The sequence below is a fragment of the Bradyrhizobium sp. Unk1 genome (assembly GCF_059512345.1).
The window spans coordinates 58,833-81,844 of record NZ_JCAMOP010000037.1; the positions used below are offsets into that span (position 1 = coordinate 58,833).

Genomic DNA, 23,012 nt, shown 5'->3' on the forward strand with positions numbered 1-23,012 from the left:
GAGACAATCTGGATTGCTTCGTCGCAAGAGCTCCTCGCAATGACGGAGGAGAGAGCTCACACACAAACCGCCTCGATGTTGTTGCCATCGGGATCAATCAGGAACGCCGCGTAGTAGGTCGGGCTATAGTCCTTGCGCGGGCCGGCGCCGCCATTGTCGCGGCCGCCGCTCTTCAGGCCCTCGCTGTGGAATGCCTTGACCGCGTCATGGTCCTTGGCGCGGAAGGCGATATGCGCGCCGTCGGCCTTGCGTCCCTTGTTCAGGTGCAACCAGAGCGCCGGCTCGCCCTTCGGCCCGAAGCCCCCATAGCCGTCGCCGCTGGAGCACAGGGCGTAGCCGAGCGGGGCCAGCACCGCGGTGTAGAAGCGCGTGGCGGCGTCGAGGTCGGCAACACGCAGTCCGATATGGTCGTACATGATCGTCTCCATTGCAAAGCGCGCCGCAACTGGCGCGCGCCGGAGACGACCCTATTCAGTTGAGGGTCGCGCGCTCTTGGAGAATCTTGCGCTCGCCCTTCGATGCCTGCCGGAACTTCGTCGGCGACACGCCGGCGGCGCGATGGAAGGTGCGGACGAAATTGGAGAGATCGCCGAAGCCGACGTCATAGGCGACGTCGGTGACCGCGATGTCATCATCTGTCAGCAGCCGCGCCGCGTGGCGTAGCCGCGAGCGCACCAGATATTGATGCGGGGTGACGCCGAGCACGGCCGAGAACAGCCGCAGGAAATGGAACGGGCTGAGGCCCGCCTGCCGCGCCGCCTGTTCGAGATCGACCTCGGCATGCGAGTTGGCGTCGATCCACAGCGCCGCTTCGACCGCGCGGCGGCGGTCGCGTGCGGTGGGCGTGGCCGGCTTCCGCGCCTTGCCCGAGACGACATCGACGAAGCGGCCGGCCAGAATTTGACCGACCTCGTCGAGACCGAGGTCGCTGTTGCCATCTGCGGCCGTCTGGGCGAGTTCGCCCAGCACCATCAGCTCGGGCAGCGGCGGTGTCGCGCCGACCTGCCAGATCTCGCGCCGTCCCCCGAGGGCATTGACCATGTCTTCGCTGAAGAAGAAGCCCAGGCAGACGTCGCCGCTGACATGCTCATGCGTGCAAGTGTATTCCTCGCGGGGAGCGCCGACCAGCATCGAGCCCGCCACCAGCTCGAAGAAGCCGGCGCGGCACTGGCAGCCGAAGCTGCCGGAGCGGACATAGGCAATGGAATGGCCGGTGCGGCACTCCGCGAACGGTTTGTCGTCCGGTCCCGCATCGCAGCGAAACTCGGAGACGATGATCGATTGCGTGGTCAGCAGCGTGGTCGCGTCCATGCCACCTATCTAGGCATGATCCGGACAAGTGTGTAGCGGTTGTCCAACAAGATCATGCCTAAAAAAACGGAGCTAAAGTGCGATCGAGATCGCGCCTTAGCTGGAGGGCCTCGGTGGGGCAACGGGCAGCAGCACCTCGAACAGCGTCTTGCTCGCGACCGGATGCGCGCCCTCGAGCGCCAGCAGCCGCCGCTTGGAGATCACCCCGCCGTAAGGCGAGAGCCGGTCGGCGTAATTGCCGGCCTCCAGCACCCGGTGGCAGGGCACGATCAGCATGTAGGGATTTTTGGCGATCGCCTGCGCCACCGAATGCGCGGCGCCGGAGGCGCCCAGCGCCTTGGCGATCTCGTGATAGGTGCGCGTCTCCCCGCGCGGAATGGCGCAGGCGGCTTCATAAACGCGCCGGTGGAAGCCGGGCACGCCGCCGGCGTCCAGGCTGACCTCGGAAAAATCAGGGTCGCCGCCCTGCAGAAGGCCCACGATGCCCTCGATCGCAAGCTCGGCATTCAGCGGAGGCTGCTGCTCGCGCGCCTCGGGATGGACCGCGAAAATCCGGCGGCGGGTGTCGATCTCCCGCGCCTCCGGCAATTGCACGGCAACCACACCGGTGCTGCTCCAGATGATGCCGCAGCGCCCTATGGCCGTGTTGAATATCGCGTAGCCACGCCCCACCATGCACACGCCCCACTCAGTGCACGTCTCCCCAGACGCGTGATCATAACACCGCCACAATCCGGCGCACCCAAAATCTTGCCAGGACGTTAACATCCGTCCGGCTGACCGCGCCAAAGCGCTTGGCGAGGGACGCCGTCTCGGCTAATCAGGGTTGGCGTGAGACGCGCATTCGCGGGCGTAGTTCAATGGTAGAACGGCAGCTTCCCAAGCTGCATACGAGGGTTCGATTCCCTTCGCCCGCTCCAATTTTTTTGCCGATGGGCGTCTTACGGCAGCAAGCCAGCTCACCCATTGCGCCGCCGACCTTGAGATCATGCCTCTCGAAAGGCTTTCGGGAAGGTCGTGTCTGCCGAGAGGTCAAGCTCCAGCAGCGTGTTGCCATGGTCGGCAATCGCCCCGACCGTAAAAGCACCCCACGCCAGTACTGTGAGCCGAGCTTGATCGTTGATCGGATTGACCGGCTGCACCGCGGGGTTGAACGTTTCGTGCAGATGAAACGCGACCGGATCGACCAATTTTCGGTCGAGGCCCGTAACTGCAAGATCAATCCTGAACCATCCCGGCCGCACGTCGGAAGGTTGGACGGTAGCCGACAGGCGTAGGCCATTCTTGGCTGCCTCTCTGCCGAACTGGCCTTTGTTCTTGTCCTCCGGGTCTTCAATCGGCATTTGTGGAGCGTGCCTGGTTGTTACGGACGGAGCCAGGATTGCCATCTTCGGGGCCGCAATTTCTGTTTGTCTGGATTTCAGCTCCTCCGTTGCTGCGGCAACATCTTGAACGCTTCTTTTGACCGCTGAGATCTCCGCCGTAATCCCCCCGGGGAGAACGACTTTGGTCAAGCGGTCTCGGAAGATCAGGACGACCCCGATTACGACCGCGAGTCCCAGCAGAAACTTCGTGCTCTCGTCGGCGGTGATCTTGATGGCGCCGAACATATTGAGAATGCCAAGCGCGAGACACACGATCGCGATTATCCAAAGCCCTGCACTGACGATGGCGTCCGAATTGGTGGGCATGGCTACACCCGCTAATAGATCTCGAGCCTGAATCCGAATGGCCCGATAGAACTGGCAATCAGGAAACTCTACCCTGCTGCTTCTCAAATGCAATCGACGTTGGATTGTACCCGCCTTGGTTGTCGAATTAAGCACGGGCCTCATTGCGATGTTTGGCCTCCAAAGATTCCAATATATTAGCCCTTCGCTCCCGGCACACACCGCTTCCCCGGCCTAAGCTCTTCTTGCCCCGCGGATGCGGTCCTTGCGTCGGGCAATGTTCGGATGACGGCCAGGACCAGCAACCATGGACCAGCAGAAACTCGACCGTGCGATCGGTCGTCGCTTGAAGACGTTGAGGACGCAGGCGGGCATGACGTTGAACGAACTCGCGACGCGCTCCGGTGTCAGCCGGGCCATGATCGGGCGGGTGGAGCGGGCGCAGAGCAGCGCCACCGCTGCGCTGCTCAACAAGCTCTGCGCGGCGCTCGACGTCACCCTCAGTGACGTCGTCGCGCTCGCGGAGAAGCCACCGGAGCGGCTGATGCGGCTTGCCGACCAGCCGCTTTGGCGCGATCCCGACAGCGGCTATCGGCGGCGGCACGCTTCGCCGCCGGATGCGGCAAGCGGCATCGAGATCATCGTCGTCGATCTGCCGGCCGGAGCGCGCGTCTCCTACAGCCCCTGGGGCCGCAACGCGTTCACCCAGCAGCTGCTGATGCTGGAGGGCGCGGTCTGCGTACATATCGACGCCAAGACGGTGCGCTTGCGCGATGGCGATTGTCTCGATTTCGACGTGATGCGGGCGGTGACCTTCGAGAACGAAACCAAACAGGATGCGCGTTACGTCATCATCACGCGGCGCGGCACATCGTACGGGAAAATGTGATGCCGCTGATCGTGCGGGACGCCACGCTGGAGGATGCCGAAGATATTTTGGCCATCTACAATTACGCCGCGATCAACACCACGGCGGTGTGGACCGACGGACCGGCTGATCTGGCTTCGCGGCGCGAGTGGATGTGCGCACGGCAAGCGGCCGGCTATCCCGTGCTGGTCGCGATGAAGGGCAGGGACGTCGTCGGCTTCGCATCATTCGGCGATTTCCGCCCCTGGCCCGGTTATCGCCACACCGTGGAGAATTCGGTCTATGTCGGCGAGCAACATCATCGGCTCGGTGTCGGCCGCAGCCTGATGGCCGCGCTGATCGAGCGCGCCACTGCGCTCAACAAGCACACGATGGTCGCCGCGATCGAGGCCTCGAATTCCGCCTCGACCGGGCTGCACGCGTCGTTCGGCTTTGCCGAGGTTGGCCGTATGCCTGAGGTCGGCTGCAAGTTTGGCCGCTGGCTCGATATGGTCCTCATGCAGAAGCGGCTTTCCAGTGAGGTGAGGCCGTGACGATGCAGGTGCGCACCGGCGATACCTTTGATCCGCGCGTCATTGCGCTGCTCGACCATCACGTCACGGCTGCGCGGGCGCAGACCGCGCCGGGCAGCGCCCATGCGCTCGATCTCGCGGGGCTCCGTGCGAGCGACGTTGCGTTCTGGACCGGCTGGGACGGCGAGACGCTGGTCGCCACCGGCGCGCTGAAGATGCTCTCGGCCGACCATGGCGAGGTGAAGTCGATGCACACGCTGCAAACGACGCGGAGGCGCGGCTTCGGCGGCCGGATGCTGCGCCACATCGTGACTGAGGCCCGCGCGCGCGGCTTGAAGCGGCTCAGCCTCGAGACCGGCTCGTGGGATTATTTCAAGCCCGCGCATGCGCTCTACCAGGCGCACGGTTTTGTGCTCTGCGGCCCGTTCGAGGGCTATGCCGAGGATCCCAATAGCCTGTTCCTGACGCGCGACCTGACGGGCGACTGAGGCCGCGCGGAGCAACCTCGGCCCGAAAACATCGCCGTGCGTCTCAAAATGAGTTGCGTACCTCAAAACACCTCGATAACCTTCAGCCATGGCCGATACTCTCACCGCGACCGCGCTGACGTTGAAGGACATCGCCCGCGAGGCGGGCGTCAGCCTCGCGACGGTCGACCGCGTCCTGCACAACCGCCCGGGCGTGCGGCCCGATACGGTCCGGCGCGTCAAGGCGGCGATCGAGCGCAACGCCTTCCAGCCGCATGTCGCGGCCGCCGAGCTCGCCCGCAGCCGTGCCCGCCGCTTTGCCTTTGTCATGCCGGCGGGGCCGAACCCCTTCATGCAGCAGATCGAGGCCTATCTCGGCGAGATGTCGGCCTGGCTCTCAGCCCGCCGCCTCGGCGTCGAGATGGTCGCCACTGACGTGTTCGACCCGTCCGTGCTCGCGGCCTCGCTGGAGACGCTGTCTGGCGATTACGACGGCGTCGCCGTGGTGGCGCTGGACCATCCCGGGGTCCGCGCCGCGATCAACGATCTCGTCGACGCCGGGACCAGGGTCGTGACGCTGGTCTCGGACGTGCCGTCCTCGCGTCGCCACCATTATGTCGGCATCGACAACATTGCGGCGGGACGCACCGCCGGCGCACTGGTCGGTCGGCTGGTCGGCCAACGGTCCGGCAAGGTCGCGATCGTCGCGGGCTCGCAGGGCCTGCGCGACCATTCCGAACGCATCTTCGGCTTCAGCCAGGTGATGGCGTCGGAATTCCCCGATCTCAGCGTGCTGCCGGTGCTGGAGGGGCGCGACGAAGACGGCCGTTCGGAACAGGTTCTGGCGCGGCTGCTCGGCAGGCATGCTGACATTGTCGGCCTTTATAACGTCGGCGCCGGCACGCAAGGCGTCGCCAAAGCGTTGAGCGATGCCGGCCGCGGCAAGCAGGTGGTGTTCGTCGGACACGACGTCACCGCACTGACGCGCCGGCTGCTGTTGCAGGGCGTGATGGATGCCGCGATCTCGCAGAACCCCGGGCATGAAGCGCGCGCCGCCGTGCGCGTGCTGCTCGCGCTTGCGCGCGGCGAGCCGATTTTGCGCGAACAGGAGAAGATCAGGATCGACATCGTGATGCGGGACAATTTGCCTTAGGGGCGGGTGGATTTCAAAACGGTCCGTTGCGGAAAGGGCGACTCTGAGATCGCGCACCGCATCAGGCGAAAGGGAGGACGGCGTGTATCTCGGTATCGACATCGGCACATCCGGTGTGAAAGCGGTGCTCGTGAGCGAAACCGGCGCGATTGTCGCGACGGCCGCGCGCGAGCTTGCGCTGTTGCATCCCGCGCCGCTGTGGTCCGAGCAGGATCCCGACGCCTGGGTCGATGCGGCGGTTGGCGCGGTCGACGATCTCGCCGCCCGCCATCCGCGCGAGGTCGCGCAGGTGCGCGGCATCGGGCTGTCCGGCCAGATGCATGGCGCGACGCTGCTGGACGAGGATGGACGGCCGCTGCGCCCCGCTATTCTGTGGAACGACGGCCGCTCGCATGCCGAATGCGTCGCGCTCGAGCGGCGCTGCCCGTCGCTGCACACGATCGCCGGCAATCTGGCAATGCCCGGCTTCACCGCGCCAAAGTTACTCTGGGTCGCGCGGCACGAGCCGCAAATCTTCGAGCGCGTGGCAAAGGTGCTGCTGCCAAAGGCCTATGTGCGTTATCGCCTCACCGGCGAGATGGTCGAGGACATGTCCGACGCCGCCGGCACGCTGTGGCTCGATGTCGGTCTGCGCCGCTGGTCGGCGCTGCTGCTGCACGCCGTCGGGCTCGATCTCCACCACATGCCCCGCCTCGTCGAGGGCAGCGAGGTCAGTGCAGTGCTCGCGCCGGAATTCGCGCGGCGCTGGGGCATGGCCAATGATGTCGTGATCGCCGGCGGTGCCGGCGACAATGCCGCGAGCGCCATCGGGCTCGGCGCGATCGCACCGGGTGATGCGTTCCTGTCGCTCGGCACCTCCGGCGTGGTGTTCCGCGTCACCGACCGGTTTGCACCGGCGCCGGCTTCGGCCGTGCATGCGTTCTGCCATGCGCTGCCCGGCCTCTGGCATCAGATGGGCGTGATGCTGTCGGCCGCGGCTTCGCTGGCCTGGCTCGCGGGCGTGATGGAGACGCCGGCCGCCGCGCTCCTGGCGCCGCTCGGCGAGCGTGTCGACGGACCGAGTTCGATAAAATTCCTGCCCTATCTCGACGGCGAGCGCACGCCGCACAACGATGCCGCCGCCAGCGGCGCGTTCGTCGGCTTGCGCGGTGCGACCGGGCGCAGCCAGATCGTGCAGGCCGTGCTGGAAGGCGTCGCCTTCGCCGCGCGCGACAACCTGGCGGCGCTGAGCGCGGCCAGCGGGCCGATCGCGGAGGTCGATCTCGTCGGCGGCGGCTCGCGCTCGCCGCTGTGGGCGCAGATCTGCGCCGATGTGCTCGGCATTCCCGTCCACCGCGTCGAGGAAGGCGAGGTCGGGGCGGCGCTCGGCGCCGCACGGCTCGGCCGGCTCGCCGCCACCGGCGAAGATCCCGCGGACGTGTGCAAGCGCCCGCGGCGGCTCGCGAGCTTTGCGCCCCGCGCATCCGTCACAGCGGCCTATGACGAGGCCTATCGGCGGTGGCGCGAACTTTATCCTGCGTTGAAGGAGAGCCTTAAGTGAACGCATCAGCGAAATTCTTCGATGCAAGCGCCCCTGTCGCCTTCGGCGGCAAGGATGCGGGAAACACGCCCGCCTTCCGCTGGTACGACAAGGACCGGCTCGTCCATGGCCGCAGGCTCGAGGATCATCTGCGCTTCGCGGTCTGCTACTGGCATTCGTTTTGCTGGCCGGGCGGCGATCCGTTCGGCGGCGAGACCTTTCTGCGCCCCTGGCATCAAGGTGCTGATGCCATGGCGCAGGCACGCGCCAAGGCCGATGTCGCCTTCGAGCTGTTCCGCCTGCTGGACGTGCCCTTCTTCACCTTCCATGACGTCGATGCGGCGCCGGAAGGCACTTCGCTCAGCGAGTCCGTCGCCAATCTCAACGCGATCGCCGATCTGTTCGAAGCGAAGATGGCCTCCGCAAAAGTCCGCTTGCTCTGGGGCACCGCCAATTTGTTCACGCATCGCCGCTACATGGCGGGTGCCGCGACCAATCCCGACCCCGAGATCTTCACCTATGCCGCCGGCCAGGTCCGCGCCGCGCTGGAGGTGACGCACCGACTCGGCGGCCAGAACTATGTGCTGTGGGGCGGCCGCGAGGGCTACGAGACGCTGCTCAACACCGATCTCAAGCGCGAGCTCGACCAGCTCGGCCGCTTCATCTCGCTGGTCGTCGAGCACAAGCACAAGATCGGCTTCAAGGGCCCGATCCTGATCGAGCCGAAGCCGAAAGAGCCGACCAAGCATCAATATGATTTCGACGTCGCCACCTGCTACGGCTTCCTGGAACGCTACGATCTCCTGAACGACGTCAAGCTCAACATCGAGCAGAACCACGCCATTCTTGCCGGCCACTCCTTCCATCACGAGGTCGCGCTCGCCGAGGCGCTCGGCATCTTCGGCTCGCTCGACGTCAATCGCGGCGATGATCTGCTCGGCTGGGACACCGACCAGTTCGCGATGAACGTGCCGGAGCTGGCTCTGGTGTTCCACGAGATCCTGAATCGCGGCGGCTTCACCTCGGGCGGGCTCAATTTCGACGCCAAGATCAGGCGGCAGTCGATCGACCCCGACGATCTGATCCATGCCCATGTCGGCTCGATGGATGCCTGCGCGCGCGCGTTCCTCGCCGCCGCCGACATGCTCGATGCCGGCGCCCTCACCGCACCGCTCGCGCAGCGCTACGGGGGATGGGCGGGGCCCGAGGGCCGGGCCATTCTCGGCGGCCAGCGCTCGCTCGCCGAACTTGCCGACCGTGCGCTCAGCCCCGGCTTCGACCCGCGGCCGCGCTCGGGGCGGCAGGAATATCTGGAATCCCTGGTCAATCGCTACGTTTGAGGAAGGCCGCTGATGACAAAGGCTGAAGCGACACCGGTCCTCGAGCTGACCGGCATCGGCAAGGAGTTCGGCGCAATCCGCGCGCTGCACGGCGTCGACCTGCAGGTCCAGCCCGGCGAGGTCGTTGGCCTGATGGGCGACAACGGCGCGGGCAAGTCCACGCTGGTCAAGATCATCGCCGGCAATTTCCGTCCCAGCCATGGCGAGATCCGCTTTGCCGGCAACGCCGTCCATTTCAACCGGCCCGTCGATGCCCGCGGCGTCGGCATCGAGGTCGTCTACCAGGACCTCGCGCTCGCCGACAATCTGACGGCTGCTGCCAACGTCTTCCTCGGCCGCGAGCTGAAGCGCAGGTTCGGCCCGCTCGCATTGCTCGACCACAAGGCGATGGCGGCGCGTGCGCTGGAGCTGTTCGGCGAATTGCGCTCGGAGACGCGCCCCGACGATCTCGTCAAGCAGATGTCTGGCGGCCAGCGCCAGGCGGTTGCGATCGCGCGGACGCGGCTCTCCAACGCGCGGCTGGTCATGATGGACGAGCCGACCGCCGCGATCTCGGTGCGCCAGGTCGAGCAGGTGCTCGGCCTGATCCATCGGCTGAAGGAGCAGGGCGTCGCCGTCATGCTGATCTCGCACCGCATGCCCGACGTGTTCGCGGTGTGCGACCGCGTGATCGTCATGCGCCGCGGCGAGAAGCGGGCGGACAAGCCGATCCACCAGACGTCGCCCGAGGAAGTCACCGCCCTGATCACCGGCGCGAAGGAGGCTGCGTGATGGCCATGCCCTTGGAATCTCCGATCAGCTTCACCAATGTCGGCCGGATCAAATGGTGGCAGCGCGGCATCTTCGCCTCCCAGACGGGCTATGTCCTGCTCGCGCTGGCGATGCTGCTGGTGGTGATGCATTTCGCCAGCCCCTATTTCTTCACCGAAGGCAACATGCAGAATGTGGCGAAGAATTTCTCCTTCATCGCCATCGCCACCCTCGGCGTCACCTTCGTGATCATCACCGGCGGCATCGATCTGTCGGTCGGCTCGATGATGTGCTTCTCCGCCATGATCACCTCGATGGTCATGACGGAGCTGTCGGCGCCCGGCTCGCCCGCAGGCTCGCTGTTCGTGCATATGGCCGCTGACGGCAAGACCGTGCTCGCCAACGTGCCCGGTCTGATCCTCCTGATCTCGATCCTCGCGGGGCTCGGCGTCGCGCTGATCGCGGGCCTCGTCAACGGCTTCTGTATCGCCGTGCTCGGCCTGTCGCCTTTCGTCACCACGCTCGGCATGCTCTCGATCGTGCGCGGGCTCGGCTATGTCGTCTCCAACGGCCGCGGCAGTTTTCCGGGCGGGCCGGATGCTGATTACTTCTACGCGCTCACCTCGGGCGACGTGCTCGGCGTGCCCGTGCCCTTCATCTATCTCGTGATCCTCGCGCTGGCGATGGCCGTGGTCCTGCACCACAGCTCGTTCGGCCGCCACGTGTTCGCGCTCGGGGGCAACGAGAAGGCCGCCGAACTCACGGGCATACCGGTCGTGCGGGTGAAGATCGAGGTCTATGTGATCTGCGCGCTAGCCGCAGGGCTGCAGGGCATCATCATCTCCGGCTGGCTCGGCTCGGCGCCCGCTAACATGGCGACGTCCTACGAGCTCAACGTGATCGCGGCGGCCGTCATCGGCGGTGCCAACCTCGCCGGCGGCATCGGCGGTCCGTTGGGGGCCATCGTCGGCTGCGTGCTGCTGGAAGTGATCCGCAACGGCCTCGTGCTGGCACAGGTCAGCTCCTACTGGCAGCAGACGCTGGTCGGCGTGATCATCATCCTGGCGGTGCTGGTCGACCGCATCCGCTCGCGGATGACCTGAAATGACGTCGTTCCGGGAGGGCAACGAAAATGTCGCCTGTCCGCTCCCCGGACGATCTTAAGAGGATGGGCGCCAGAGAAGGGTGGAGGAAACAATGAGGAAACTTCTTCTTGCCGGCATCGCGGTCGCGATAATGGCGACGCCGGCGTTTGCCGCGAACTACCGTTTCGTGATCGTGCCCAAGGCGATGAACAATCCGTTCTTCGATTTCGCGCGCGACGGCTGCCTGAAGCGTGCCAAGGAGCTTGGCAACATCGAGTGCATCTACAAGGGGCCGGTGGAGCATGAGCCGGCGACGCAGGCGCAGATCATCCAGGACTTCGTTACCCAGAAGGTCGACGGCCTCGCCATCTCGGTCGCCGACGTTGCGGCCATGACCAAGTCGATCGAGGCGGCGACCGCGGCCGGCATCCCCGTCATCACTTTCGATGCCGATGCGCCTGGCTCCAAGCGGATCGCCTATATCGGCACCAACAACAAGGAGTTCGGCGTCGCGCTCGGCAAGGAGCTCTTGAAGCTGCGGCCCGATGGCGGCAAATACGCGATGGTCTCGGGCGGTCCGGGCGCCAAGAATCTCGCCGAGCGCGTCGACGGCGTCCGCGAGGCGCTGAAGGGCTCGAAATGGACCGAGGTCGCGGGCTCGCCGACCTTCTGTAACGACGATCCGGCGCTGGCGGTCCAGCAGATGACGGATATGCGCACCGCAACACCCGACCTCGCCGCGATCGTTCCCATCGGCGGCTGGCCGATGTTCGCCCCCGAAGGCTTCAAGGCCTTCGCCTCCAGGAATAAGAAGGACATCGACTCCGGCAAGTTCACGCTGGTCGTCGCCGATACGCTGAAGATGCAGCTCGAGCTGCTGCGCGACGGCTATGCCAATGCCCTGGTCGGCCAGCGTCCGTTCGAGATGGGTGAGAAGGCGATGGACACGCTGCTCGCCATCAAGAAGGGCGAGAAGGTGCCCGAGATCGTCTATACCGGCCTCGATCTCGTGACCAAGGACAACGTTGCGCAGATGTTGAAGTAGGAGCGTCGCCAGCCCCGTGCTCCTGCGAGCCTCTCCCGCTTGCGGTTTCCGCAAGCGGGAGAGATGATTTGGACCGTTGGAAGACTTTGGAAAGCAATGGGAATGAAACGGTCGCGGCTCGGCTCTCTCGACGTCACCTCAATCGGTCTCGGTTCGGCCCCGCTCGGCGGATTGTTCACCGCCGTCAGCGACGCCGATGCGCTCGCCACGATCGAGCGTGCCTGGTCGGCCGGCATCCGCTTCTACGACACCGCGCCGCTCTACGGCTTTGGCCTCGCCGAACGGCGGCTCGGCGCTTTCCTGCGGCAGCAGCCGCGCGACTCCTACGTCATCTCGACCAAGGTCGGTCGTCTGCTGCGCGCGCCTGATGGCGCGGCCGCCGAGGACGAGCACTACAAGGGCACGTCGCGCGAGCGGCCGGTGTTCGATTTCTCCTATGACGGCGTGATGCGTTCGGTGGAGGAGAGCCTGACGCGCCTTGGGCTCGACCGCATCGATGTGCTGCTCGTGCATGATCCCGACGATCACTATGACGACGCCGTGGCCGGCGCCTTCCGCGCACTCCAGCGCCTGCGCGCCGACGGCACGGTCAAGGCGATCGGTGCCGGCATGAACCAGTCGGAAATGCTGCTCCGTTTTGCGGAAGCCGTTCCGGTCGACTGCTTCCTGCTCGCCGGCCGCTACACGCTGCTCGACCAGGGCGCGCTGGATGCGCTGCTTCCGGTCTGCCGCGAGAAGAACATCGGCATCCTGCTCGGCGGCATCTACAACAGCGGCATTCTGGCCAATCCGCATTCTGGCGCGAAGTTCAACTATCAGGACGCCGACGCCGGGCTGATCGCGCGTGCGCTCGAGCTCGACGAGCTGTGCCGCAAGCACGGGACCGAGCTGAAGGCCGCCGCGCTCCAGTTCTGCATGGCCCATCCGGCGGTCACAATTGCCGTGCTGGGCGCGCGCAACGCCGCGGAAGTTTCCGACAACATCGCAATGTCGGAGAAGGCGGTGCCACAAGCCTTCTGGCAGGAGCTGCGCACGCGCAAATTCGTCGACGCACGCGCGCCGTTGCCGGGCGGAGCGTGAGGCATGATCGTCGACGGTCATCAGCATTTTTGGGATCCGTCGCGCGCCGACTATCCCTGGATGGAAGCGCCGGAATTGGCCTCGATCCGCCGCGCCTTCGGCCCCGCCGATCTCGCGCCGCTGTTGAAAGCAAACGGCATCGACGCGAGCATATTGGTGCAGTGCCGCTCCGCGCTGGAGGAGACCGAGGAATTCCTGCGGATCGCGCATGCGACGCCCTCGGCGATTGGCGTCGTCGGCTGGGCCGATCTGACGGGCGGTGCGCTTGGCGACACGCTCGATCGCCTGCGCGCTTCGCCCGGCGGCGACAAGCTGGTCGGCATTCGTCACCAGGTGCATGACGAGGCCGATCCGGACTGGTTGCTGCGCGAGGACGTTCAACGCGGCCTCGCCGCAACGTTCGCTCGCGATCTCGCCTACGATTTCCTCGTCCGCTCCCGCGAATTGCCCGCCGCGATCGCAACCGCGCAGGCCTTTCCGCAAGCGCGTTTCGTGCTCGACCACGCCGCAAAACCGCCGATCGCCGGTGGCGGAAGCGCCGAATGGGCCGATCGCGTCGCGGCTCTCGCGGCCTGCGGCAATGTCTGGTGCAAGATTTCGGGCCTCGCGACAGAGGCGGTGTGGAGTGACTGGGATGCCGAGCGGCTGTTTCCGTTCGTCCAACATGCCGCAACATGTTTTGGCGAGGATCGCCTGATCTTCGGCTCGGACTGGCCGGTGTGTCTGCTTGCCGGGAGCTATGGCGAGATCAAGCGGGCGCTGGAAGCGTGCCTGGCGAAGCTTGGGCCGCAGGTGCGGGAAAAGGCGTTCGGGGTGAACGCGAAGAGAGCCTATCGGCTGGCAACTGCAAGCTAAGGGCGGGGCTCTTGCTTACCCTCCCCTGGAGGGGGAGGGTCGATCGCGCGCAGCGCGAGCGGGGTGGGGTGATCTCTCCGCTCGGGCACCGCATCGGTGCGACTGTCACCCCACCACGTCTCACATTTCGCTGCGCTCAATGTGAGCCGACCCTCCCCCTCCAGGGGAGGGTAAGAGACGTCACGCGCCCGCGGGCACCTGGTCCAGAAATCCCGTGATGCTCCTGATCCGCCCGTCCTTCAGCACGGCGAAGTCGGTGCCCTTGATCGGGCTGTCGACACCGTCGGGACCGAGGCCCCACGAAAAGCGGACATGCTCGCCGTAGCCATTGGGCTCGCCGATCAGCGTGAACTTGAAGTCGGGGAAACGCTGCTGCACGCCCGCGATCAGCGCGTCGATGCCGTCCCGGCCGTCGCCCTTCATCAGGGGATCGACATAGCTCGCATCCGCCGTCCAGTTTTCGCTGAGCAGTTCGCGACGGCGGCCGCTCGCGCGCTCGTTCCAGAGCTCGATGTAGCGGCGGGCGATGGTGACGGGGTCGGTCATGGTGCTCTCCTTCGATGGCGCCGTGTTCGGCTGTCTCGACTATCGAAGGTTCGCACGCGTAGATCGATTACCTCGGAGGTCATGCGTACGCAGAAAAGAAGCGCGATGATGCTCTCATCGCGCTTCGGACGTTCGCAACAATTTCAGCGCAAATTTACTTCGCCGCGGTGACCATGATCTCGACGGTGTACTGAGCCGCCGCGAGCTTGGCTTCGACGGTGGCGCGAGCCGGGGTGTTGCCGGGCGAGACCCAGGCGTCCCACACCGCGTTCATCTCGGCAAAGGTCTTCATGTCGGTGATGTAGATCGTGGCCGAGAGCAGCTTCGACTTATCGGTGCCGGCCTTGGCGAGATGGCTGTCGATGGTCGCCAGGATGTCCTGGGTCTGCTTCGTGACGCTTTCACCGGCGGCCTTGTTGGCGACGACGCCGGCGAGATAGACGGTGTTGCCGTGCACGACGACCTGGCTCATGCGCGGGCCGGTTTCGAAACGCTGAATGCTCATTGTGGGATCTCCTGGTGGGAATGGCGGCCCTGTCTAACCCAGCGCCCCCTGCTCTGCCACCCCCGGCACGCATGCGTTGCCAAGCACGCATGCGTTGCCAGGCACGCATGCGTTGCCAGGCACGCATGCGTTGCCCGGCACGCATGCGTTGCCAGCCGATGCATGCGTCGTTCACGGAAACTGACTGAAAAACGACCAGATCGTCTCGGCGCCGTCGATGTCGCGGTTCTGCGGCCCGAGCAGGCTGGTTGCAACCTTCGGGAAGCGGGCATCCGGAGCGAAGCCGGGCATGCGGTGGCCGCCATGGTTGATGCGATAGAGCACGACGTCGTGCCCTTTGGGGCAGCGTGAGGAGATCCGCGTGACCGTAGACTGATCCGCGGGTGCCTTCTCGGGCAAATCGGTCACCTCGGCGTCGTCGGTCTCGCAACCATTGAGCTTGCGCCAGAAGGCCAGCGTCTCTTCGGTGGACCAGAACCCGTCTGCGGCATAATAGCTCGATCCGCGTCCGCCCTCGTAGGGGACCAGCGGATCGGCCGTGCCGTTGATGAGCAGCATCGGCAACGGCCGCGATGGATGGCAGGTGACTGCGGCCTCATCCGTGAGGTTCATGATCACGCTCGCGCCCGCCGCAAACAGATCGGCGCGCGCGCAAACCAGCGTCATCGCCATGGCGCCGCCATTGGAGATACCGGCGACATAGACACGCTTCGGGTCGGCGGTGCCGTTCGTGACCAGCGTCTCGACCAGCTTTGCGATGAAGGCGACGTCGTCGGTGCCCTCGGGCGGGCCACGCAGCGCCGGTCCCGCCTTCGTCCTCGCATCGGCCCAGGCATGGTTGAGCCCGTCGGGAAAGACCACGGCAAAACCTTCGCGCTTCGCGACCTGTGGCCACGCCGTTCGCGCGACCATGTCGGCGCCGCGCTGGGTCTTGCCGTGCAACACAACCACGAGCGGCACTAGCCGCTTCGCCGGCAGTTGCGCGGTGTAGGATCGCTTCACGCCGTTGACGTCGATCGTATCGGCGGATGCGGCCGAGGCTGCGGCCAATGTCGCAAGAAGCGCCCCGATCCGCATCCACCTCCGCATGATCTAGCCCACGGCCTTCGCCGCGGCGCGGCCGGCATTGCGGCCCGAGAATAGGCAGCCGCCGAGGAAGGTGCCTTCCAGCGAGCGATAGCCGTGCACGCCGCCGCCGCCGAAGCCGGCGGCTTCGCCGACCGCATAGAGGCCGGGAATGACGCTGCCCTCGCTGCCGAACACGCGCGAGTCGAGATCGGTCTCGAAACCGCCTAGCGTCTTGCGGGTGAGGATGTTGAGCTTGACCGCGATCAGCGGCCCCTGCGCGGGATCGAGGATGCGATGCGGAGACGCGGTGCGGATCAGTCTGTCGCCGATATAGCGCCGCGCATTGTGGATGTTCATCACCTGCGCATCCTTGACGTAGGGATTGGCGATCTCGCGGTCGCGCGCCTCGATCTGCATCCTGACGTGCTCGAGCTTGAGGAGGTCGCTGCCGGCGAGCTTGTTCATGGCCGCGACGAGATCCTCGATCTTGTCGCGTACGATGAAGTCGACACCATGGCTTTTGAATGCCTCCACCGGCGCCGGCGCGCCCTTGTTGGTGGCGCGGCGCAGGGTCATCCGCCAGCTCTTGCCGGTCAGATCAGGATTCTGCTCCGAGCCCGACAGCGCAAATTCCTTCTTGATGATGCTCTGGGTTAGGATGAACCAGGAATAATCATAGCCCGTGGACATGATGTACTGGAGCTGGCCGAGCGTGTCGGAGCCGGGAAACAACGGCGCTGGCAGCCGCGTGCCTGTCGCGTCGAACCACATCGAGGACGGGCCGGGCAGGATGCGGATGCCGTGGCGCGGCCAGATTGGATTCCAGTTCTGGATGCCTTCGACATAATGCCACATGCGGTCGCGGTTGATCAGCCGCGCGCCCGATTTCTCGGTGATGCCGATCATGCGGCCGTCGACATGCTCGGGCACGCCGGAGATCATGAACTTCGGCGGCTCGCCAAGCCGCTTCGGCCAGTTCTGCCGCACCAGCTCGTGATTGCCGCCGATGCCGCCGGACGCCACGATCACGGCCTGCGCTTTCAGCGCGAACTCGCCGACCACGTTGCGCGACGAGCTCTTGCCACGCTCGACATTGTCAGGGGCGAGTACGGCGCCGCTGATGCCATCCACCGTGCCGTTGGTGATGGAGAGCGCATCGACGCGATGGCGGAACCTGAAGGTCAGCCGGCCGCTCTTCATGGCCTCGCGCGCGCGGCGCTCGAACGGCTCGACGATGCCGGGGCCGGTTCCCCAGGTGACGTGGAAGCGCGGCACCGAATTGCCGTGGCCCATCGCGTCGTAGCCGCCGCGCTCGGCCCAGCCGACCACCGGGAAGATGCGATGCCCCATCGCGCGTAGCCAGTCGCGTTTCTCGCCCGCCGCAAACGCCACATAGGCCTCGGCCCACTGGCGCGGCCAGAAATCCTCGTCGCGGTCAAAGCCGGCGGTGCCGATCCAGTCCTGCATTGCGAGATCGAAGGAGTCCTTGATGCCGAGCCGGCGCTGCTCGGGAGAGTTGACCAGGAACAGGCCGCCGAACGACCAGAACGCCTGGCCGCCGAGCGACTGCTCGCCTTCCTGGTCGACCACGATCACGCGCTTGCCGGCGTCGGCAATCTCGGTTGCGGCCACCAGTCCCGATAGTCCCGCGCCGACGACGATGACGTCTGTTTCTTCCGCCATAGGTTCCCCCCTGTAGTTGTCCGGATTGAAGCCAGCCGTTGCAACTGAGATCAAGGGCTTGGCGCGTAAGACCTCGTTAACTGTTCCAGTTTGGGACCGAGTCGGACCTGGTGCAGCGCGGGCGCAACACTGGATTTGAATTTGTTTTGAGCCAGCCGGCGTGCCTAGACAAAACCACGGTTACGACGGACGCTAGCAACGCATCACCACCTGACACGCAGATTCGAATTCGACTGGGGCGGGGGACAATGAAGTTTCTGACGGGGTTGCTCGCGGCGGTTCTCCTGATCGCGGGCATGGGGGCTTCTCACGCAGTGGTTCGGATTGCGGATGACCGCGGTGGCCGGATCGGAACCTACGTCGACAAATACCAGGACCTGCGCCAGTCAGGCGACACCGTCATCATCGACGGCCTCTGTGCCTCGGCCTGCACCATCGTCCTCGGCGCCATTCCGCGCGACCGCATCTGCGTGACGTCACATGCCACGCTCGGCTTCCACGCCGCTTGGGATTTCGGCACCAACGGCCGTGCCGTCACCAATTCCGAGGCGACCCAGATGCTCTACGCGATGTATCCCTCGCAGGTGAGGCGCTGGATCAACCAGCGCGGTGGCCTCACCCCGCACATGCTCTTCCTGAGGGGCAAGCAACTCCAGGCCATGTACAAGCCCTGCTACCTCGACGCGCAGGCCTCGACCAACCGCCCCCTGCGCCGGGCTCTCCCGCAAGCGGAACAGCTGGAGTCCGCTCGGGGCCAGCTGCTTCGCTGACGTCATCGGCGTGATCTGATTCCGGGAAGTATTCCTTGGAACACCCGCGGCGCTTGCCCGGGCCCGGGCCAACGCCTATTTGAATGGCAAGGGAACCGGGGCCTTCGCCCCGATCGTTGTCATGGCTCAACCACTGCACCCGGCCCAACCGCTACAGGACAATTCGCCCACTGCCGGCCGGCTGCCGTTCGTGCTGCTGTTGGCTGGCGCGGGGATCGGCGGTCTGGTCGTGCTCGGCGCGCTGGCGCTCTGGTTCCACTACGGCAGCCAGGTGTTCTTCGAAATGATCAGGACCGGCTTTGCCGCCTGCTTCTGACCTGCGACAGGAAGTTTTCCGCTCATGAGCTCTGCCGCCCGTCCGCTGGTGATCGCGACCGCCTTCGCTGCAAGCCTCGTCGTCGGACTGCTGATCGTGTTCTGGGCGATGGGCGGGGTCAGCAAGGTGGCGCAGCCGGCCGCGATCGGCGGCCCGTTCCAGCTCACCGACCAGCACGGCAAGGCCGTCACCGACAAGAACCTGAAGGGCAAGCCGACCCTGATCTTCTTCGGCTACACCCATTGCCCCGACGTCTGCCCGACCTCGTTGTTCGAGATCTCGGAGGTGCTGCGCGCGATGGGCAAGGATGCCGACAAGGTCAACGCCGTCTTCATCTCGGTCGATCCCGAGCGCGATACGCCGGCGACGATGAAGGACTATCTGTCGAGCTTCGACCCGCACCTCGAAGGGCTCAGCGGCGACCCCGCCGAGACCGCCAAGGTGATCACCTCCTACCGGGTCTACGCCAAGAAGGTCCCGACCAAGGACGGTGACTACACCATGGACCACACAGCGCTGATCTACCTGATGGACCGCGACGGGCGGTTCGTATCGCCGTTCAACATGAAGCGGACGCCGGAAGAGGCCGCGGCCGATTTGAAGCGGTATCTTTAATCCAGCCGTCATGGCCGGGCTTGTCCCGGCCATCCACGCCTTGGTGTGCGGGACGAAGAACGAGGATGCCCGGGCCTTCGCCTCGCCGGAGGGGCTTCGGCCCGGCAGGCGGGACAAGCCCGGGCATGACGACCGAGAGACCTCTACCACGGCCGTAATCGGCGCTCGCGTTCCCGGCGGGATGGTCTATAACGCCCTCCGATCCCAACGAAATTCGTTCATTTCCCGCCGATGGCCCCGTCGCGACAGGCAAAATCGTCCAAAACCGTGCGCCGCGTCCTGACCGGGCTGGTCGTCGGTGCTTGCCTCCTCGCAGGCCCGCCCTCCGCAAAGGCGCAGGCGCCCGCCAAGCAGCCCCCGGCGGCACCCCAGGCCACGCCGCAGGTCGCCCCTCAAGCCGCTCCCCAGGCCGTGCCCGGCTTCTGGGACCCGCGGCGGCGGCCCGAGCGGCCCGACCTGTCGCGCCTGACCGTGATCCGCTTCCTGACCGAGACCGACTATCCGCCGTTCAACTACACCGGCGCCGACGGCAATCCGGCCGGTTTCAACGTCGATCTCGCCCGCGCGCTGTGCGAGGAGATCAAGGTCACCTGCACGGTGCAGATGCGCCGCTTCGAGACCCTGGTCGACGCGCTCTCCTCCAACCGGGGCGATGCCATCATTGCCTCGATGGCGGTGAGTCCGCAGCTCCGCGTCCGCGTCGATTTCACCGATCCCTATTACCGCGTGCCGGCGCGCTTCGCCTCGCGCAAGGATGCGGTGATGCCGGAGATCCGGCCGGAATATCTCGAGGGCAAGAAGGTCGGCGTGATCGGCGGCTCCGCGCATGAAGCCTATCTCAAGGCGATGTTCACCGACGCCGAGCTGCACCCTTATCCCAACGACGACGCGATGCGCGCAGCCTTGCGCAAGGGCGAGGTCGATTTCATCTTCGGCGACGCCATCTCGCTCGCGTTCTGGATCAACGGCACGGATTCCGGCGATTGCTGCGCCTTCTCCGGCGGCCCCTTCGTCGAGAGCCGCTTCTTCGGCGAGGGCATTGGCATCGCCGTCCGCAAGGGCAACGACGTGCTGCGCCAGGCCCTGAACTGGGCCCTGTTCCGCGTCTGGGAGAAGGGCCGCTACACCGATCTGTGGCTGCGGTATTTTTCGGTGAGCCCGTTTTAGTCCTATTGCTGCCGCCTCCGTCGTCATTGCGAGGAGCGTAGCGACGAAGCAATCCAGAGTGTCTCTGCGGAAAGATTCTGGATTGCTTCGCTACGCTCGCAATGACGGCGGAGGCGGCTCCTTCACTCCACAAAATTGCATTCTGCCCGGAAATCGCTATTTTCCGCGGCCCGGAGGCCCCTGAATGTCTGTCATCGATCTTGCTGCGAACCCGAGCGATCTGCGTGCGCTCGCCGAACAATCCAACGCCTGGCCGTTCGAGCAGGCGAAGGCCATTGTTGCGCGGCTGAAGAAAAGCCCGAAGGACGAGGTGCTGTTCGAGACCGGCTATGGGCCCTCGGGCCTGCCGCATATCGGCACGTTCGGTGAGGTCGCGCGCACCTCGATGGTGCGGCATGCTTTCCGCGTGCTCACCGAAGACAAGATCAAGACGCGCCTGCTGGCGTTCTCCGACGACATGGACGGGTTTCGGAAAGTGCCCGACAACGTCCCCAACAAGGAGATGCTTGCCGCGCATCTCGGCAAGCCGCTGACGCGGGTGCCGGATCCGTTCTCCAACGAGTACCCGTCGTTCGGGCACCACAACAACGCGCGGCTGCGCGCGTTCCTCGATCATTTCGGCTTCGACTACGAGTTCGCGAGCTCGACCGACTACTATACGTCCGGCCGTTTCGACGCGACGTTGCTGAAGATGTTAGCTGCCTACGACAAGGTGATGGCGATCATCCTGCCGACGCTCGGGCCTGATCGCCGCGCGACCTATTCGCCGTTCCTGCCGATCAGCAAGACCACCGGTGTCGTGCTCCAGGTCCCGATGATCCGCCGCGATGTCGCGGCCGGCACGGTGACCTATGTCGATCCCGATACCAACCAGGAAGTCGAGACGCCGGTGACGGGCGGCAACGTCAAGTGCCAGTGGAAGGCCGACTGGGCGATGCGCTGGGTCGCGCTCGGCGTCGACTACGAGATGGCCGGCAAGGATCTCATCGACTCCGTGAAGCTGTCAGGCGCGATCGCCAGGGCGCTCGGCGCCACGCCGCCCGAAGGTTTCAACTACGAGCTTTTCCTCGACGAGAAGGGCCAGAAGATCTCGAAGTCGAAGGGCAACGGCCTCACCATCGACGAATGGCTGCGCTACGCCTCGCCGGAATCGCTGTCGCTGTTCATGTATCGCGAGCCGAAGGCGGCCAAGCGGCTGTACTTCGATGTCATCCCGCGCAATGTCGACGACTACCAGCAGTTCAGCGACGGCTTTGCGAAGCAGGATGGCAAGCAGCAGCTTGGCAATCCGGTCTGGCACATCCACAACGGCCATCCGCCGAAGGGCGACATGCCCGTCACGTTCCAGCTCCTCTTGACGCTGGTGTCATCGTCGAACGCGGAGAATGCCGAGACGCTGTGGGGCTTCATCGGCCGCTATCGTCCCGGCGTGAGCCCGCAGACGCATCCGAAGCTCGATGCGATGGTCGGCTATGCCATCAACTATTATCGTGACTTCGTGGCGCCGACGAAGCAGTTCCGCGAGCCGACCGAGGTTGAGCGCGCCGCGTTGCAGGATCTGCGCGATGCGCTGTCGCAGCTTCCGCAGGAATCCTCGGCCGAGGACATCCAGAACGTCGTCTACGAGATCGGCCGCCGCGAGCCGTTCCTCGACCAGGTCAAGAAGGGCAAGGACGGCCGTCCGGGCGTGACGCTCGACTGGTTCAACATGCTCTACCAGGTGCTGCTCGGCCAGGAGAAGGGCCCGCGCTTCGGCTCCTTCGTTGCGGTCTACGGCGTGCAGAACGCGGTCAACATGATCGACGGCGCGCTGGCGCGAAGCGCGTAGTAGATGCCGTACGTAGCCCGGATGTCGCTACGCTCATCCGGGCTACGGATTTGAAGCGCGCCTCAGATCGAGCGCAGCACGAAGCGCCGGTTGTCCTTCTGCACCGGGCGCGCGTTCATCGGATAGAGCTTTGCGAACGCGGCGACGTCGGTGGCCGAGACCTGGATCGGGTCGGTCAGCAGCAACCATTCGACCACCTCCGAACAGGGCGGAGTCGTCAGCGAGCCGGAGTAGCGGAAGTAGCTCAGCCTGTGCGGCAGCATGGCGTGGGGATCGATGGCTGCGTCGGCTTTCACCGCGGGGCCTTCCGCCGCGGGCATGGTCTTGACGATCTTGCCGAAGGCCGTGTTCGGCTTGCCTTCCGCCATCAGCACGCCGACCACGGCGAGCCCGCCGGCATCGTTGCGATGCACGAAGTGCGCTTCCATCGGAAAGTTCTTGCCGCCGATCATGTGTTCGCTCGGCCGGTGGAAGTGCACCTGGAGCAGCTTGTATTTGACGTCGCCGAGCGTGAGCTGATCGTGTGTCCGTTGTTGACGATGGTGTCGGCGCTCTTGCCCCAGTTCAGCTTCAGAACAGGTAGTTGCGACTTGATCGTCCCCTCGATGTCGATCGGCGATTGCTGCAGGCCGACCGCGCAGGCCTTGTTGGCCGCGTCGAGATCGCCCCATTTGGCCGGGCCGCCGGCGCCCTCGTAGCTCCAATGCGTGCCTTCGGCGGCAAAGGCCGGCTTGCACAGCGGACAAAGCGCGAGACCCGCCAGGGCCTTCAATGCGTGACGGCGATTCATCATATCCCCCTGCGATGAATTGGATCGGCAAAATCGGCCGCAACCTATGCGAGAGGGGCGGTGAGTCGC

At 65.4% G+C, this 23,012-nt stretch carries 24 protein-coding genes, 1 tRNA gene and 1 pseudogene; 17 read left to right on the forward strand and 9 right to left on the reverse strand.

Going from position 1 to position 23,012, the window contains the following annotated elements; all coding sequences use genetic code 11:
• Nucleotides 1–56 precede the first annotated feature (56 nt).
• The 3 genes from AC5ZFO_RS35610 to AC5ZFO_RS35620 form a co-directional block, all read right to left on the reverse strand.
• On the reverse strand, nucleotides 57–416 hold the full coding sequence (locus tag AC5ZFO_RS35610; RefSeq protein WP_282525066.1) for a VOC family protein: 360 nt from the start codon (nucleotides 414–416) through the stop codon (nucleotides 57–59).
• A gap of 55 nt (nucleotides 417–471) precedes the next feature.
• Complete coding sequence (locus AC5ZFO_RS35615) at nucleotides 472–1,311, reverse strand: helix-turn-helix transcriptional regulator (RefSeq protein ID WP_282525067.1); 840 nt, start codon at nucleotides 1,309–1,311, stop codon at nucleotides 472–474.
• A gap of 96 nt (nucleotides 1,312–1,407) precedes the next feature.
• Nucleotides 1,408–1,986 (reverse strand): methylated-DNA--[protein]-cysteine S-methyltransferase, encoded by a 579-nt coding sequence (locus AC5ZFO_RS35620; RefSeq protein WP_496123245.1) that lies wholly within the window; start codon nucleotides 1,984–1,986, stop codon nucleotides 1,408–1,410.
• A gap of 171 nt (nucleotides 1,987–2,157) precedes the next feature.
• Here AC5ZFO_RS35620 and AC5ZFO_RS35625 point away from each other — a divergent pair.
• Nucleotides 2,158–2,231, forward strand: a tRNA-Gly gene (locus tag AC5ZFO_RS35625).
• Between the two features lie 66 nt (nucleotides 2,232–2,297).
• Here the strand turns inward: AC5ZFO_RS35625 and AC5ZFO_RS35630 are convergent.
• On the reverse strand, nucleotides 2,298–3,002 hold the full coding sequence (locus AC5ZFO_RS35630) for a pYEATS domain-containing protein (RefSeq protein ID WP_282525069.1): 705 nt from the start codon (nucleotides 3,000–3,002) through the stop codon (nucleotides 2,298–2,300).
• Between the two features lie 286 nt (nucleotides 3,003–3,288).
• Here AC5ZFO_RS35630 and AC5ZFO_RS35635 point away from each other — a divergent pair, with 286 nt between their 5' ends.
• From AC5ZFO_RS35635 to AC5ZFO_RS35685, 11 genes are all read left to right on the forward strand, one after another.
• A complete protein-coding gene (locus AC5ZFO_RS35635) occupies nucleotides 3,289–3,870 on the forward strand; it encodes a helix-turn-helix domain-containing protein (RefSeq protein WP_028160282.1) in 582 nt (193 codons plus the stop codon).
• A complete protein-coding gene (locus AC5ZFO_RS35640; RefSeq protein WP_282525070.1) occupies nucleotides 3,870–4,382 on the forward strand; it encodes a GNAT family N-acetyltransferase in 513 nt (170 codons plus the stop codon). Before AC5ZFO_RS35635 ends, AC5ZFO_RS35640 begins: the two co-directional genes overlap by 1 nt.
• Before the next feature lie 2 nt (nucleotides 4,383–4,384).
• The gene (locus tag AC5ZFO_RS35645) at nucleotides 4,385–4,849 is read left to right on the forward strand and encodes a GNAT family N-acetyltransferase (RefSeq protein WP_282525096.1); all 465 of its coding nucleotides are present in this window, start codon (nucleotides 4,385–4,387) and stop codon (nucleotides 4,847–4,849) included.
• 88 nt (nucleotides 4,850–4,937) lie between these two features.
• Nucleotides 4,938–5,981: a LacI family DNA-binding transcriptional regulator gene (locus AC5ZFO_RS35650; RefSeq protein WP_282525071.1), complete on the forward strand. Its 1,044-nt coding sequence runs from the start codon at nucleotides 4,938–4,940 to the stop codon at nucleotides 5,979–5,981.
• 82 nt (nucleotides 5,982–6,063) lie between these two features.
• Complete coding sequence (gene xylB / locus AC5ZFO_RS35655) at nucleotides 6,064–7,521, forward strand: xylulokinase (RefSeq protein WP_282525072.1); 1,458 nt, start codon at nucleotides 6,064–6,066, stop codon at nucleotides 7,519–7,521.
• Nucleotides 7,518–8,840 carry a xylose isomerase gene (xylA, locus tag AC5ZFO_RS35660; RefSeq protein WP_282525073.1) on the forward strand — a complete coding sequence of 441 codons (1,323 nt, stop codon included), beginning with the start codon at nucleotides 7,518–7,520 and terminating at the stop codon, nucleotides 8,838–8,840. Before xylB ends, xylA begins: the two co-directional genes overlap by 4 nt.
• Before the next feature lie 12 nt (nucleotides 8,841–8,852).
• A complete protein-coding gene (locus tag AC5ZFO_RS35665; protein WP_014491326.1) occupies nucleotides 8,853–9,611 on the forward strand; it encodes an ATP-binding cassette domain-containing protein in 759 nt (252 codons plus the stop codon).
• Nucleotides 9,611–10,693: an ABC transporter permease gene (locus AC5ZFO_RS35670; protein ID WP_282525074.1), complete on the forward strand. Its 1,083-nt coding sequence runs from the start codon at nucleotides 9,611–9,613 to the stop codon at nucleotides 10,691–10,693. The genes AC5ZFO_RS35665 and AC5ZFO_RS35670 overlap by 1 nt, the downstream gene beginning before the upstream one ends.
• 94 nt (nucleotides 10,694–10,787) lie before the next feature.
• Nucleotides 10,788–11,720 (forward strand): sugar-binding protein, encoded by a 933-nt coding sequence (locus AC5ZFO_RS35675; protein WP_282525075.1) that lies wholly within the window; start codon nucleotides 10,788–10,790, stop codon nucleotides 11,718–11,720.
• A gap of 102 nt (nucleotides 11,721–11,822) precedes the next feature.
• Nucleotides 11,823–12,800: an aldo/keto reductase gene (locus AC5ZFO_RS35680; protein ID WP_282525076.1), complete on the forward strand. Its 978-nt coding sequence runs from the start codon at nucleotides 11,823–11,825 to the stop codon at nucleotides 12,798–12,800.
• Nucleotides 12,801–12,803: 3 nt separating this feature from the next.
• Nucleotides 12,804–13,655 (forward strand): amidohydrolase family protein, encoded by an 852-nt coding sequence (locus AC5ZFO_RS35685; RefSeq protein ID WP_496123246.1) that lies wholly within the window; start codon nucleotides 12,804–12,806, stop codon nucleotides 13,653–13,655.
• A gap of 180 nt (nucleotides 13,656–13,835) precedes the next feature.
• Here AC5ZFO_RS35685 and AC5ZFO_RS35690 read toward each other — a convergent pair whose 3' ends face one another.
• The 4 genes from AC5ZFO_RS35690 to AC5ZFO_RS35705 all read right to left on the reverse strand — a co-directional run bounded on the left by AC5ZFO_RS35690 (nucleotide 13,836) and on the right by AC5ZFO_RS35705 (nucleotide 17,457).
• On the reverse strand, nucleotides 13,836–14,201 hold the full coding sequence (locus tag AC5ZFO_RS35690; RefSeq protein WP_496123247.1) for a nuclear transport factor 2 family protein: 366 nt from the start codon (nucleotides 14,199–14,201) through the stop codon (nucleotides 13,836–13,838).
• A 154-nt stretch (nucleotides 14,202–14,355) separates the two neighbouring features.
• A complete protein-coding gene (locus tag AC5ZFO_RS35695; protein ID WP_014491332.1) occupies nucleotides 14,356–14,706 on the reverse strand; it encodes a RidA family protein in 351 nt (116 codons plus the stop codon).
• Between the two features lie 171 nt (nucleotides 14,707–14,877).
• On the reverse strand, nucleotides 14,878–15,795 hold the full coding sequence (locus AC5ZFO_RS35700; protein WP_282525079.1) for a CE1 family esterase: 918 nt from the start codon (nucleotides 15,793–15,795) through the stop codon (nucleotides 14,878–14,880).
• Between the two features lie 3 nt (nucleotides 15,796–15,798).
• Nucleotides 15,799–17,457 carry an FAD-binding dehydrogenase gene (locus AC5ZFO_RS35705; RefSeq protein WP_282525080.1) on the reverse strand — a complete coding sequence of 553 codons (1,659 nt, stop codon included), beginning with the start codon at nucleotides 17,455–17,457 and terminating at the stop codon, nucleotides 15,799–15,801.
• Nucleotides 17,458–17,705: 248 nt separating this feature from the next.
• Here AC5ZFO_RS35705 and AC5ZFO_RS35710 point away from each other — a divergent pair, with 248 nt between their 5' ends.
• From AC5ZFO_RS35710 to AC5ZFO_RS35730, 5 genes are all read left to right on the forward strand, one after another.
• Entirely contained in the window at nucleotides 17,706–18,227 is a 522-nt protein-coding gene (locus tag AC5ZFO_RS35710) for a Clp protease/crotonase-like domain-containing protein (RefSeq protein ID WP_282525081.1), read from the forward strand.
• Nucleotides 18,228–18,348: 121 nt separating this feature from the next.
• Nucleotides 18,349–18,543: a hypothetical protein gene (locus tag AC5ZFO_RS35715; protein WP_028160269.1), complete on the forward strand. Its 195-nt coding sequence runs from the start codon at nucleotides 18,349–18,351 to the stop codon at nucleotides 18,541–18,543.
• A 24-nt stretch (nucleotides 18,544–18,567) separates the two neighbouring features.
• Nucleotides 18,568–19,158: an SCO family protein gene (locus AC5ZFO_RS35720; protein WP_212450248.1), complete on the forward strand. Its 591-nt coding sequence runs from the start codon at nucleotides 18,568–18,570 to the stop codon at nucleotides 19,156–19,158.
• Nucleotides 19,159–19,389: 231 nt separating this feature from the next.
• Nucleotides 19,390–20,325 (forward strand): ABC transporter substrate-binding protein, encoded by a 936-nt coding sequence (locus AC5ZFO_RS35725; protein WP_282525082.1) that lies wholly within the window; start codon nucleotides 19,390–19,392, stop codon nucleotides 20,323–20,325.
• A gap of 184 nt (nucleotides 20,326–20,509) precedes the next feature.
• Nucleotides 20,510–22,153: a lysine--tRNA ligase gene (locus AC5ZFO_RS35730; protein WP_282525083.1), complete on the forward strand. Its 1,644-nt coding sequence runs from the start codon at nucleotides 20,510–20,512 to the stop codon at nucleotides 22,151–22,153.
• A 62-nt stretch (nucleotides 22,154–22,215) separates the two neighbouring features.
• Here AC5ZFO_RS35730 and AC5ZFO_RS35735 read toward each other — a convergent pair.
• Nucleotides 22,216–22,943 (reverse strand): annotated as a pseudogene (locus AC5ZFO_RS35735) (carbonic anhydrase).
• Between the last annotated feature and the right edge of the window lie 69 nt (nucleotides 22,944–23,012).